The sequence below is a fragment of the Labrys sp. KB_33_2 genome, assembly GCF_052114505.1.
Lineage (GTDB): Bacteria > Pseudomonadota > Alphaproteobacteria > Rhizobiales > Labraceae > Labrys.
Genome location: NZ_JBFREW010000001.1, coordinates 283,060 through 294,980, shown reverse-complemented (window position 1 = coordinate 294,980; position 11,921 = coordinate 283,060). Strand labels below are relative to the sequence as shown.

General features: G+C 64.6%; 12 protein-coding genes. 2 read left to right on the top strand and 10 right to left on the bottom strand.

The features are described 5' to 3' along the window. Positions 1–65 precede the first annotated feature (65 nt). From mscL to apaG, 10 genes are all read right to left on the bottom strand, one after another. Positions 66–494, bottom strand: coding sequence for a large conductance mechanosensitive channel protein MscL (gene mscL, locus AB4037_RS01425; protein WP_441770291.1), 429 nt, complete (start codon positions 492–494; stop codon positions 66–68). A 138-nt stretch (positions 495–632) separates the two neighbouring features. Then, complete coding sequence (locus AB4037_RS01420) at positions 633–1,238, bottom strand: flavin reductase family protein (RefSeq protein WP_441770290.1); 606 nt, start codon at positions 1,236–1,238, stop codon at positions 633–635. Positions 1,239–1,242: 4 nt separating this feature from the next. After that, entirely contained in the window at positions 1,243–2,403 is a 1,161-nt protein-coding gene (gene argE / locus AB4037_RS01415; protein ID WP_441770289.1) for an acetylornithine deacetylase, read from the bottom strand. A gap of 161 nt (positions 2,404–2,564) precedes the next feature. Continuing rightward, positions 2,565–3,539 (bottom strand): Hsp33 family molecular chaperone, encoded by a 975-nt coding sequence (locus AB4037_RS01410; RefSeq protein WP_434957855.1) that lies wholly within the window; start codon positions 3,537–3,539, stop codon positions 2,565–2,567. Continuing rightward, on the bottom strand, positions 3,536–4,456 hold the full coding sequence (gene argF / locus AB4037_RS01405) for an ornithine carbamoyltransferase (RefSeq protein ID WP_441770288.1): 921 nt from the start codon (positions 4,454–4,456) through the stop codon (positions 3,536–3,538). The genes AB4037_RS01410 and argF overlap by 4 nt, the downstream gene beginning before the upstream one ends. Before the next feature lie 2 nt (positions 4,457–4,458). After that, positions 4,459–5,706, bottom strand: a complete 1,248-nt coding sequence (locus AB4037_RS01400; RefSeq protein ID WP_441770287.1) for an aspartate aminotransferase family protein — start codon at positions 5,704–5,706, stop codon at positions 4,459–4,461. A 326-nt stretch (positions 5,707–6,032) separates the two neighbouring features. Beyond that, positions 6,033–7,763, bottom strand: a complete 1,731-nt coding sequence (locus AB4037_RS01395) for a flotillin family protein (protein WP_441770286.1) — start codon at positions 7,761–7,763, stop codon at positions 6,033–6,035. 6 nt (positions 7,764–7,769) lie between these two features. Next, complete coding sequence (locus tag AB4037_RS01390; RefSeq protein WP_441770285.1) at positions 7,770–8,450, bottom strand: OB-fold-containig protein; 681 nt, start codon at positions 8,448–8,450, stop codon at positions 7,770–7,772. Positions 8,451–8,463: 13 nt separating this feature from the next. Then, on the bottom strand, positions 8,464–9,570 hold the full coding sequence (locus tag AB4037_RS01385; protein ID WP_441770284.1) for a PspA/IM30 family protein: 1,107 nt from the start codon (positions 9,568–9,570) through the stop codon (positions 8,464–8,466). 180 nt (positions 9,571–9,750) lie between these two features. After that, entirely contained in the window at positions 9,751–10,143 is a 393-nt protein-coding gene (gene apaG, locus AB4037_RS01380; RefSeq protein WP_149253924.1) for a Co2+/Mg2+ efflux protein ApaG, read from the bottom strand. A 112-nt stretch (positions 10,144–10,255) separates the two neighbouring features. Here apaG and AB4037_RS01375 point away from each other — a divergent pair, with 112 nt between their 5' ends. Together AB4037_RS01375 and AB4037_RS01370 are read left to right on the top strand one after the other, a co-directional pair. Further along, positions 10,256–11,281 carry a hydroxyacid dehydrogenase gene (locus AB4037_RS01375; RefSeq protein ID WP_441770283.1) on the top strand — a complete coding sequence of 342 codons (1,026 nt, stop codon included), beginning with the start codon at positions 10,256–10,258 and terminating at the stop codon, positions 11,279–11,281. A 70-nt stretch (positions 11,282–11,351) separates the two neighbouring features. Next, entirely contained in the window at positions 11,352–11,843 is a 492-nt protein-coding gene (locus AB4037_RS01370; RefSeq protein WP_434957862.1) for an acyl-CoA thioesterase, read from the top strand. Positions 11,844–11,921 lie beyond the last annotated feature (78 nt).

The following is an 11,921-nucleotide window of genomic DNA, read 5'->3' as shown; positions in this document are numbered from 1 at the left end:
CTGCATGCATGGATACCGATAGCAGCCTCTCCCGACTCGCGGAAAAGGCTGCCCACACGGCAGGCTCACCTCCTGGCGAGCAGGTCGCGGATTTCCGTCAGCAGCAGCACATCGGCGGGCGGAGGAGGAGGTGCAGCCGGGGCCGCCTCGGCCGCAGGCTTCAGATTCTTGACGCGGTTGATGCCCTTCACCACCAGGAAGAGCACAAAGGCGATGATCAGGAACTTGACGGTGACGGTAATGAACTTGCCATAGGCGAAAACGGCACCTGCCTTGCGGGCGTCATCGAGCGAGACACCCTCGGGGACCTTGGAGCTCAGGCCGACATACATGTTCGAGAAATCAAGTCCACCCGTGATTGCGCCGATGATCGGCATGATGATGTCATCAACCAATGACGCGACGATCAGGCCGAACGCCGCACCGATGATCACACCGATGGCGAGGTCGACGACGTTGCCCTTGAGGGCAAATTCCCTGAATTCCTTGAGCATGGAGCCTCCGCTTGTGCCTGCCTGGACCGACGTCAATGCAACCGATCCCTGGCTCTGTCACCCGATGATACCGGCGCCAATGCCAAGATTCGTTACTATAGGGAGGTAATGATTAGCCTCCTCGCGCAGGGATGCAAGTCATTGTCCACCCGGACGTTCCAGCTCAAACGTGCTTTCCACTACGGAATAGTCCCGATAGCCCAGGCGCGAGACCACGCGCATCGCTGCGGTATCGACGCGCCCGTCACGAATGAAGCGGTCGTCGACATGAATGCCGACCACTTCGCCGCAAACGAGCCAGGCATCGCTCGGCGCGCCCTCCGCATCGACGAGATGGATCGTCTGGGTCCAGCGGCATTCCAGCGCGGCAGCGGCCCGGGCCACGCGCGGCGGCTTTACCAGGCGCGAGGGCGCGGCTTCCAGCCCGGCATGTTCCATCTCGCTCTGGCCGCGCGGCAGCCGGGCCGAGGTGGCATTCATCGCGTCCATCAGATCTTCGGTGACGAGGTTGCAGACGAATTCACGTGTCTCCTCGGCAAAGACGACGCTGTCCTTGCGGCCGTCCGCAGCAAAGCCGACGAGATGCGGACGCGACTGGAACGCATTGAAGAAGGAGAACGGGGCGAGATTGAGGGCCCCGGCCGCCGACCTCGTGGTGATCCAGCCGATTGGACGCGGCGTCACCAGCGCCTTGAAGGGATCATGGGGCAGGCCGTGATCGCCCTTGCGTGGTTCGTAAAACATCGCGTCAAACCTCCAGCGTCTGGCCGAGCCGTCGCAGGAAACCGGCACAGGCCTCGAGTTCGGACAGGGCGATCCACTCGTCGGCGCCATGGGCCTGCTTGATCGAGCCTGGGCCACAGATCACGGTTGGAATGCCGGCAAGCTGGAAATGACCGGCTTCGGTGCCGTAGGACACCGCCTGGGTGCGGTTGCGCCCGGCAAGACGCAGGGCCAGCGTCTCCGCATAGGAGCCGGGATCGGGCGACAAGGCCGGCACCGCCACGTCGAGTTCGGTCACGATATCGGCCTCCGGCGCATTGCGCCTCAGCCGCGGCAGCACGACCTCCTGGCTGAAGGCCCGTATCCGGTCCGGCACGAACTCCACCGGCAAGGAGGGCAGCCCGCGGCATTCCCAGACGATGTGGGCCTCGTCCGGCACGATGTTGATGGCCTTGCCGGCCTGGATGAGGCCCGCCTGTACCGTGGAATAGCCGGGCTCGAACCGGCCGGAAGGATCGCCTGCGGCCCGCAATTCGTCGGCAATGTCATCGAGATGGCTGATGATGCGGGCGGCCGCATGCAGGGCGTTGGCGCCGAGCGCCGGCATGGCCGAATGGGCGGGCCGGCCGGTGATGCGGGTGAGATAACCGGCAAGCGACTTCTGCGCATCGACCACTTCCATCAGCGTCGGCTCCCCGACGATGCAGGCGCGCGGCAAGGGCAGGTCCTGGCCGAAGCGGGCGATCATGTCGAGGCTGCCCAGGCAGGAGATCTCCTCGTCATAGGAGATGGCGATATGAACAGGCGCTTTCAGCTTCATCGCCAGGAAATCGGGTACCAAGGCGAGCGCGGTGGCGACGAAACCCTTCATGTCGCAGGTGCCACGGCCGTAAAGGCGCTCACCCTCCAGCCGCGCCTCGAAGGCCGGCGCGCTCCAGGCCTGGCCTTCCACCGGCACCACGTCGACATGGCCGGAAAGCACCACGCCCGGCCGATCTGCCGGGCCGATGGTGGCAAGAAGCGCAGCCTTGTCGCCAGCGGCGTTGGGCAGGCGGACGCTCTCGACGCCATGCCCGGCTAGGTAGTCGGCAACGAAATCGATCAGCGCCAGATTGGAACGGGAGCTGACCGTATCAAAGGAAACCAGCTTGGTGGTGAGTTCGGCGGGGGTATAGCGAGAGGGCATGATGTCCGCTCTTCCTCAATTGCAGGCGCTTCGTTTCCAGGAGTGGACGTCGCCGAGATAGCACAGGAAGCGGCGCGGCTGGGACCGCGGACAACAGCCACATGGAGCTACGCTCAACGTGGCGGCGACGTCCGCTCCTTCTTTCCCACTGGTGTCGCCACCTACGCGTTCACCAGCTCTTCCGTCTCGGCCTTGTCGAAATCGTAGCGGGCGTTGCAGAACTCGCAGGTCACCGTGATCGATCCGTCATCGGCGACCATGTCACGGCGATCGGCTTGCGAGAAATTGCGCAGCATGGTGGTGACGGCCTCGCGCGAGCAGCGGCATTTCTCGATGATGGCCGAGCTGTCGAACACCCGAGCTCCGCGCTCGTGGAAAAGGCGATAGAGCAGTTCCTCGGCCGGCACATTCGGATCGGTGAGTTCGTGATCCTCGACCGTCCCCATCAGGAGCTTGGCCTCGACCCATGCGTCGTCCTCGCGATGCTCCATCACCTCGGCCCCCTCGGGCGCATCGCCCGGCGGCAGGTCGGCCATGCGCATGCGCTCGGGCGAGGACGGCAGGAACTGGATCATCATGCCGCCGGCGCGCCAGCTCGTCCCCTCCCCGGCCACGTAATTTTCGGCCACGGCCAGACGGACGCGGGTGGGAATCTGCTCGGACTGGCGGAAATACTGGTCCGCCGCCGCTTCCAGGCTCTCGCCCTCCAAAGCGACGATACCCTGGTAGCGCGCCATGTCCGGGCCCTGGTCGATGGTCATGGCAAGATGGCCACTGCCGAGCAGTTCGATGGTGCTGGTCTTGCCGGCATCGATGGCAGCAGCCACGGCCTCCTTGTCGAAGGTGGCGCAGGCCCGTACCCGATCCGGTGCCTGGAAATCGACCACCAGCATCCTCACCGGCCCGTCGGTACGGGTCTGCAGGATGAACCGGCCGTCGAATTTCAGCGTGGTGCCCAGCATCAATGCCAGCGCCGTCGCCTCGCCAAGCGCGCGCGAAACCGGCGCCGGATAGTCGTGCCGGCGCAAAATGGTGTCGATGGCCGGACCGAGCCTGACGACGCGGCCCCGCACGTCCAGCCCCTCCGCCTGGAAGGGCAGGATGTGATCATCTTCCATCAGATGAGGCTCGCTCATGCCGCGGCCTGCCCGAAACACCAGGCGAGCACGCCCTTCTGGGCATGCAGGCGGTTCTCGGCCTCGTCGAACACCACCGATTGCGGCCCGTCGATCACCTCGTCCGTCACCTCCTCGCCGCGATGGGCGGGCAGGCAATGCATGAACAGGGCATCCGGCTTGGCAAGACCCATCAGCTTGGCGTTGACCTGGTAGGGGCGCAGCAGATTGTGGCGATAGCCCTCGGAATCGCCCATCGAGATCCAGCAATCGGTGACGACGCAATCGGCGCCCTCCACCATCTCGCGGGGATCCGTGCTGACTTCCAGCCGGCCATTGTTGGCACGGGCCCAGTCGACGACCTCCTTGCGCACGGAAAGGTCATGGGGCGCGGCGACGCGCATGGTGAAGTCGAAGCGTTGTGCTGCCTCGATCCAGGACGTCAGCACATTGTTGGCATCGCCCGTCCAGGTCACCGTCTTGCCCTTGATCGGACCGCGATGTTCCTCATAGGTGAGGATATCCGCCATGATCTGGCAGGGATGGGAGAGCTTGGTCAGGCCGTTGATCACCGGGATCGTGGCATTGGCCGCCAGTTCGCGCACCGCGGCATGGTCGAGCATGCGGATCATCACCGCATCGACATAGCGCGAGAGCACGCGAGCCGTGTCGGCGATGGTCTCGCCGCGACCGAGCTGCATCTCAGCACCGGTCAGCATCAGGGTCTCGCCACCAAGTTCGCGCATGCCGACATCGAAGGAAACCCGCGTACGCGTCGAGGGCTGCTCGAATACCATCGCCAGCACCTTGCCGGTGAGCGGACGTTCGCTCGCCACCTTGCCCTTCACGCGCTTGGCCTTGATCGAGGCGGCGAGGTCGAGAACCGTCCGCAAATCCTGGGTGGGAAGGTCGGAAAGATCGAGAAAATGCTTTACCATCGTCAATGTCCGGCAGTCTTTGGCTTGCTCGAGAGGGCGACACAGGCAGCCTCGATTCGGCGCACGCCTTCGAGAAGTTCTTCATCCGAGATGATCAACGGCGGCAGCAGCCGCGTGACGTTGTCGCCGGCCGGAATGGCCACCAGCTTTTCGGCCCTGAGGGCACCGACGAATTCGCCCGGCGTCACGCGCGTGCGCAAGCCGAGCATCAGGCCTTCGCCGCGAATCTCCTCGATGATGTCGGGGAAGCGGTCCTTGAGCTCGGCCAAGCGCTGGCGCAGCAGCAGGCCGGTTTTGGCGACATGCTCCAGGAACCCTTCCTCGAGCACGACGTCGAGCACGGCATTGCCGACCGCCATGGCGAGCGGATTGCCGCCGAAGGTGGTGCCATGCACGCCGGCCGTCATGCCCTTGGCCGCCTCGTCGGTGGCGAGGCATGCGCCCATCGGGAAGCCGCCGCCAATACCCTTGGCGACCGCCATGATGTCGGGCGTCACGCCAGCCCATTCATGCGCGAACAGCCTGCCGGTGCGGCCAACGCCTGTCTGCACCTCGTCGAAAATCAGGAGAAGCCCCTTGTCGTCGCACAGTTGGCGCATGCCCTTGAGGCAAGCCTGCGGGAAGGAGCGGATGCCACCCTCGCCCTGGATCGGCTCGACCAGGATGGCGGCGGTTTCCGGCGTGATCGCCCGGTCCAGCGCCTCGTGGTCGCCGAAGGCGATCTGGTCGAAACCGTCGACCTTGGGGCCGAAGCCTTCCAGATATTTGGCCTGGCCGCCGGCAGCGATGGTCGCCAGCGTACGGCCGTGGAAGGCGCCCTCGAAGGTGATGACGCGGTAGCGCTCGGCATGGCCGTTGGCCGACTGATATTTGCGGGCCATCTTGATGGCGCATTCGAGCGCTTCCGCCCCCGAATTGGTGAAGAAGACCTTGTCCGCGAAGGTGGCGTCGGCCAGCCGGCGGGCAAGCTTCTCGCCACCCGGCATCTGGAACAGGTTGGAGGTGTGCCAGATCTTCTGGGCTTGCTCAGTCAGCGCCGACACCAGATGGGGATGGGCATGGCCAAGCGAATTGACGGCGATGCCCGCACCGAAATCGAGATAGCGCTCGCCGTCCGAAGCGATCATCCACACGCCCTCGCCTCGCTCGAAAGCCACGTCCGCTCGGGCATAAGTCGGCAGGATGGCCGACGGGGCGGGATCATGGGAGAGCTGAGATTTGACGGAGGCGTTCACGGGTGTGGCTTTCAAGTTGGCAATTCTAGAGGTTTGAGACAGTCCTGGGATTTGAGATAGTCCTGGAACATCATGATGACAGGAGCAAAGCGCGTTTTGGCGAAACCGCACTTTGTTCCAACTCTTGGTTCCGACGCGTCTTTGCGATTCCTGGCGATGCCGTCAAATCGCAAAACGCTTGGGCCAAAAAATCAAAACGCCGCCCCAAGGTTGCTGCTTGAGGGCGGCTGTTTCAACGAAAAATATATTAGGCGTGAGGGCGATGCTGTCAATGGCAGCGTTGGAGCGGACCGGCGCGGTCAGGTCAGGCCCGCGCCGTGTCCCCGTTCATGCACCCACCTTCAGCCGTTGTGCTTGGCATCGTCCACTTCCGGCGACCCGTTTCCGTCGGGGCGGCCAACGGTCGGCGCCTTGTGTCCTGCGCCTCCGAGCGAGGCGGCCAGTAGTGCCTGGGTGGGATCGGCCCCCTTGAAGCCGGCCTGGGCCAGGATCTCGTCGAGGATGGGCTTTTGGGCGGTGAAGCTGAGTAGCTGGCTGGACAGGTCGCCGATCGGATGGCCGCCCTGATCACCGCCGGCGCCCGCGCCGCCGAGAGCACCGGCCAACCCACCCGCGCTGAAGATCCTGATGTCGGAAATCTTCTCGATCGGCTTCATCGCCTGTTCCAGTGCCAGCGGCACGATCGCCACCCGGGCCTTGGCGAGTTCGAAGCCGATGATGTTTTCCGCCAGTGCATTGCGCGCCTCGTTCTTGGCCCGCTCGGCCCGCGCTTCGGCTTCGCCCAGTTCGATCACGCCGGTAGCGCGGATCTTGGCCGCCTGCGCTTCGGCGTCGGCCTGGATCTTGGTGGCGGCGGCCACGTTCTCGGCCGCCTGCCTCTCCGCCTCGGCCTTGACCGTGATGGCGGTCGCCGCCTGCTCGGCCGCCTTGCGGGCATCGATAACGGCGATGCGCTTGGCGCGCTCGGCGATTTCAACCTCGCGGGCGGTGGTGACCTGCTCCTCGGCAGTGATGGCTGATGCTTTCGCCTCATCCGCCTTGGCGCGGGCAGCCTGCTCTTCCTCCATCTTGCGGGCCACCATGATCGCTGCGTCGATACGCGCGGTCTCGGTGATCTTGCGGGCCACCGCTTCACGCTCGGCGATGCCCTGCTCGGCCCCGATACGCGCAGCCTCGCGGGCCTGGCGCGCTTCCGCGTCGCGCTCGGCGATGCCCCGGTCGGTATCGAGCCGGGCGGTCTCCTGGCTCAAGCGCGCCAATTGCTCGGCCTTGGCCGTTTCGGCGCGGGTTTCGGCCGTCTTGTTGGCGATATCGCGTTCCTGGCTCAATTCCGCATCGCGCTGCTCGCGCTCGATGGTGAGACGCCTCAGCGCGGCCTCGCGGTCCTTGGTGGCGATCTCGACCTCGTTGTCGCGCACGATCTGGTTACGCTCGCGCTTGCGCTCTTCGGTGATCTTGGTGAGGGCGGTCAGGCCCTCGGCATCGAATGTGTTGTTCGGATTGAAATGCTTGATGTCGGTCTGGTCGAGGCGGGTGAGCGAGACCGATTCGAGTTCGAGACCGTTGGACTGCAGGTCGTGCGCCACCGCCGCCTGCACCGATTTGACGAATTCGGCGCGCTGCTCCTGCAGATCGCGCAGCGACATGGTCGCAGCTACCGAACGCAGGCCGTCGACGAATTTGGCTTCCACCAGAGCCTTGAGCGCATCGGCGTCGTTGGTGCGATCGCCCAGCGTCTGGGCGGCGAGCGCGATGTTCTCGGCATCGGGCTTCACCCGAACATAGAATTCGGCGGTGATGTCGGCACGCATGCGGTCCTTGGTGATCAGCGATTCATGTTCGGAACGCTTGACCTCGAGCCGCAACGTGCTCAGCGACACCCAGGAATAGGAGTGGAAGATGGGCAGGATGACCGAGCCGCCGTCGAGCACCACCTTCTTGCCGCCGAGGCCGGTACGCACATAGGCCTTGTCGCGCGTGGACCTGGTGTAGAGGGTCGTCATGATGATGCCGATGACGACGATGGCCGTCACGATCACACCGGCAATGAGCCCCAACGAAAGGAAGTCCATGGTCGTTCAGCTCCTGTTGTTGTCGAGATCGAGAGGCTGCGGCGCGGGAATGGCCTGGAAGAGACCATCGACCCCATCAACGATCACCACGAGCGCGCCTGTCTCGATGACATGCCCCGGCGCGGCTTTCGCGCGCAGGGCATGAAAATTGTCGTAGCGGTCCTTGACCCGCACGCTGCCGGGATTGCCCTGGTCGAGCGGGCCGATGGTCACCGTGCCGATCAGTCCGACGAACTCGTCCTGGCTGAGCACGCTGGTCTCGTCGCGCGGGATGATCCGGGCGACGCCCCGGCCGATCCAGCGTGTGGAGGGAAGGGCTGCCGCCAGCGCGCCAGGAACGGCAATCAGGCTCGGCAGCGGCCCGGCAAGGCCGGAGGCAACCGCCTGGATGGCGAAGCCGAAGGCCGCAAAGGCCGAAAGCAGGATGACGATGAGCACGAGGATGGGCACGCCGCCCGCATTGAGCCATGACGACCAAGCGCCGAGCAGGCTGCTATCGTGATCGCCGGGGGCATGATGCCCGAGGCCTTGATGCTCGAAGCCCTGGAATCCGAAACTATCGTCGAGCAAGGCCGAGACGGAAGCGCCAAGCAGCACCGAGACGAGCTCGACCACGCCGATGCCGATCACCGTCAACAATGCCACCCAAAAGGGCGCCGTGCCCGGCTGGACCAAAGTTTCCATCATCACGGGGCTTCCATCAGCGCTGGCCTTCCCTGAACGCCTTGAGCCGCGCCTCGATCGCATCCTGGCGCTGCAGCCGCCCGAGTTCCTCTACCTCGACGGCCGCGGCGACGGGCTTGGTCGGGACCCCAGTCACACGCTCCACGGCCGCCAGCGCGTCGGCGAGCCGCTGGTCGTTGCGCTGAGAGGGCGTCACGGCTGCGGGAACGGCGCGCTCCGCCCGCTTGGCATCCTCCAGCCTCTTCATCGCATCGGCCCGGGCCGATGCTATGCTGCGCAGTGTGGTTTCGGCTTCGGCAATCTCGGCGGCATTTTCGGCAATCGCCTTGGAGAGTGCCTCCCGTTGGGCTTCCAGATCGATCTGGACGCCCGTCGCGGCGCGGGCGAGATCCTCTCGCCCCTTCTCCAGGCCGATCTTGATCTTGCCGTCGAGGTCCCGGATCTCGGCATCGAGATCGTCGGCCTTGGCCTTGAGGCGGTGGCCAGCGGCAACGGCGACGCCGAGCGCGGCCCGCGCCTCCTCGGCGATCTTGCCGATCTCGCGCACGGCCTGTTGGGCAACCGCGGTGGGATTGGAGGCCTCAGCCGTATCGACCGCATTGTTGACGACACCGGCGATGACCCGCCCGAGCCGGGCGAGAATACCTTCGTTGGACATCGGGGTCTCCTTCTGAGAGTGGACGCTGGCCTGCACGCCGACATCGATATGCAGCGAGGGGCCTTCGAAGACGAGGCGGGCTTCGGCGAAATCGTCCCAGCCGCCACGATAGCCGCTGACCGAATAGGGCATGACCACCCGGCCATCGATGGTGGCGATGCTGACACTGTCCGGCCCCTTCACGGCGAACAGCTTGGAGTCGAGCGGAATGTCGTCGATCGGCACGCCCGACTGCCGCCGGCTGTGATCGCGCAGGGCCAGGGTCGCCATGCGCGAGGGTAGCCCGGTCTTCAGGCGGATTTCCTCATAGGCTTCCTCGTGCAAAGCGACGAGATTAGCCCCTTTGGTCCCGTCGAGAATGGCCATGGCCCGGCGATAGGCAATGAGGGTGGCCTGCAGCGCACCGCGATCTTCGGCGGTTGGTGCCAGGACGAAAACCATGGTGGCATCAGGCTTTCCGGTCATGTTTAATATAATAAAGCACTTCCTTGTTGCTTTCAAGGAAGAGAGGTGCATTTTTGGGCGTACTAGGTCAGAATCGGGGCGTAGACAGTGCGTTAGCCTCTTGCTCCCCAAGCGAGCGCTTCCAAAAAACGGACATCGCGACATGCGGACATGTCGCTGTGATGTCCGCGCTCCTCGGGTTCAGTTGACGCTGCGCTTGGCGTAGGGGCTGTCGAGCGAGAAGGCCGGAATGGCGACCTCGAAATTCTCGCCGCTGTCGGCCACCATGAGATAGGTGCCCACCATCAGGCCGGACGGCGTTCCGAGGGGACAGCCGGAAGTGTATTCGAAGCGCTCGCCGGGCTCCAGCACGGGCTGCTCACCGATGACGCCCGCGCCCCTGACTTCCTCTCGGCGGCCATTCTCGTCGGTGATTTCCCAGGCTCTCGACCGAAGCTGCACCGTTTCCGGGCCCATATTGGCGATCTCGACCGTGTAGGCCCAGAAATAGCGTCCCTCCGCCGGCCGCGATTCCTCGGCAAGGAATCGGGGGCGGACCGTCACTTTGATATGACGTGTGATGGCGCTGTACATGCCCTGATTTACGCATTCACGGGCTTCGCCGTCAAACCCGCTTATGGTCCGACCATTGCAGACTCCTTCGCGACTCTTCATGCTTTGCAGGTTTCCGTGCACAGGACCCGCCATGGCTGCCTCCGTCATTCTCGTCGATCCCCTGCCGCGTACGCTCGAACAGATCATGGCACCGCCGGTGCGAGCCCGGCTCGAACGTCTCGGACGCCTGGTCATCAGCGAAGCCAGGCCGATGAGTGACGACGAAATCGAGGCGCTGCTGCCCCACACCGTGGCCATCATCGGGCAGACGGCAATGCCCGCCGAGAGGCTGGAGCGGGCCCCGCGCCTCAAAGCCATCATCAATGTCGAAACGAATTTCCTGCCCAATATCGATTATGCCGCCTGCCAGGCGCGCGGCATCTGGGTGCTGACTCCGGCCTCGGCCTTCGCGGCTCCGGTGGCGGAAGCGACGCTGGGCCTTGCTCTCGACCTTGCACGCGGCATCAGCGCGGCCGACCGCACTTTCCGCGCCGGCGCCGAAACCTATGGTCTGGAGGCCAATAGCGATACGATCCGCTTCGAAGGCGCCTCGGTCGGCATCATCGGCTTCGGGGATCTCGGCCGCAAATTCCGCGAACTCATCCGCCCGTTCCGCAACGAGGTCAGGGTCTACGACCCCTGGCTGCCGGCCGAGATCATCGAACGGCTGGATTGCCGGCAAAGCGACCTCATGACGCTGCTGGAAGGCAGCCGCTTCGTGGCGGTGTTCGCCGCCCCCACCACAGAAAACGCCCATTTCATCGGCGCATCTGAATTTGCCCGCATGCAGAAGGGCTCGGCCTTCCTTTTGATGAGCCGGGCCGCCGTCGTCGATTTTCCTGCCATGCTTGCCGCCGCGCGCAGCGGCCATATTCGCGTGGCCACCGACGTCTTTCCGGTCGAGCCGGTTCCGGCCGACGATCCCGTGCGGGCCACGCCGAACATGGTGTTCTCGGCCCATCGCACCGGCGGCACCAGGGATGCCCTGCTCGAGATCGGCAGCATGACGGTCGCCGATCTCGAACTCATCCTCAAGGGCTTGCCGCCGCAGCTCTGTCGCCGCGCCGATCCCTCCCTTGCCAGCCGCCTGCGCTCCCAGCCGGTGAGCAAGACCTGATTCCGGCTTCCTATCCACGGCCTCTCCACTACACTCGGCAACGAGTCACGAGGACAGAGGAAACCGGCCCATGGATCGACGCCGCCTGGAAATGACCGTCTTGATGACACCGGACATGGCCAATTTCAGCGGCAAGGTGCATGGCGGCGCGCTGCTCAACCTGCTCGACCGCGTCGCCTTCTCCTGCGCTTCGCGGTTCTCGGGCCAATATGCGGTGACCCTGTCCGTCGACCAGGTGATGTTCAAGGAACCGATCCAGGTCGGGGAACTCGTCACTTTTTTGGCCTCGATCAACCACGCCGGCCGGACATCGATGGAGGTCGGCATCCGGGTGGAGGCGGAGAACATCCGCTCCGGTATGCGCCGGCACACCAATTCCTGCTACTTCACCATGGTCGCTGTTGACGACGAGGGTCGCCCCTCGGCCGTACCGGCTCTCGCAGTGAGCGGGCCGACAGAGGAACGCCGCTATAAGGCTGCGGAACTGCGACGAACCCTGCGCCGCGAGATCACTGCCCGTCTGGAAGCCGTGGCGGAGACCGGCGTCGACAGCGGCGGCTGACGGAGCTCCACTATCGACATATCAACTTGATCGAACCTAACGATCGAGATTATGCAGGTTTCCGATATGCCTATTTCA

What these genes read in the sequence shown, in the direction of transcription:
- mscL (WP_441770291.1), bottom strand. Translation starts at nt 494, where the DNA reads ATGCTCAAGGAATTCAGGGAATTTGCCCTCAAGGGCAACGTCGTCGAC.
- AB4037_RS01420 (WP_441770290.1), bottom strand. Translation starts at nt 1,238, where the DNA reads ATGTTTTACGAACCACGCAAGGGCGATCACGGCCTGCCCCATGATCCC.
- argE (WP_441770289.1), bottom strand. Translation starts at nt 2,403, where the DNA reads ATGCCCTCTCGCTATACCCCCGCCGAACTCACCACCAAGCTGGTTTCC.
- AB4037_RS01410 (WP_434957855.1), bottom strand. Translation starts at nt 3,539, where the DNA reads ATGAGCGAGCCTCATCTGATGGAAGATGATCACATCCTGCCCTTCCAG.
- argF (WP_441770288.1), bottom strand. Translation starts at nt 4,456, where the DNA reads ATGGTAAAGCATTTTCTCGATCTTTCCGACCTTCCCACCCAGGATTTG.
- AB4037_RS01395 (WP_441770286.1), bottom strand. Translation starts at nt 7,763, where the DNA reads ATGGACTTCCTTTCGTTGGGGCTCATTGCCGGTGTGATCGTGACGGCC.
- AB4037_RS01390 (WP_441770285.1), bottom strand. Translation starts at nt 8,450, where the DNA reads ATGATGGAAACTTTGGTCCAGCCGGGCACGGCGCCCTTTTGGGTGGCA.
- AB4037_RS01385 (WP_441770284.1), bottom strand. Translation starts at nt 9,570, where the DNA reads ATGACCGGAAAGCCTGATGCCACCATGGTTTTCGTCCTGGCACCAACC.
- apaG (WP_149253924.1), bottom strand. Translation starts at nt 10,143, where the DNA reads ATGTACAGCGCCATCACACGTCATATCAAAGTGACGGTCCGCCCCCGA.
- AB4037_RS01375 (WP_441770283.1), top strand. Translation starts at nt 10,256, where the DNA reads ATGGCTGCCTCCGTCATTCTCGTCGATCCCCTGCCGCGTACGCTCGAA.
- AB4037_RS01370 (WP_434957862.1), top strand. Translation starts at nt 11,352, where the DNA reads ATGGATCGACGCCGCCTGGAAATGACCGTCTTGATGACACCGGACATG.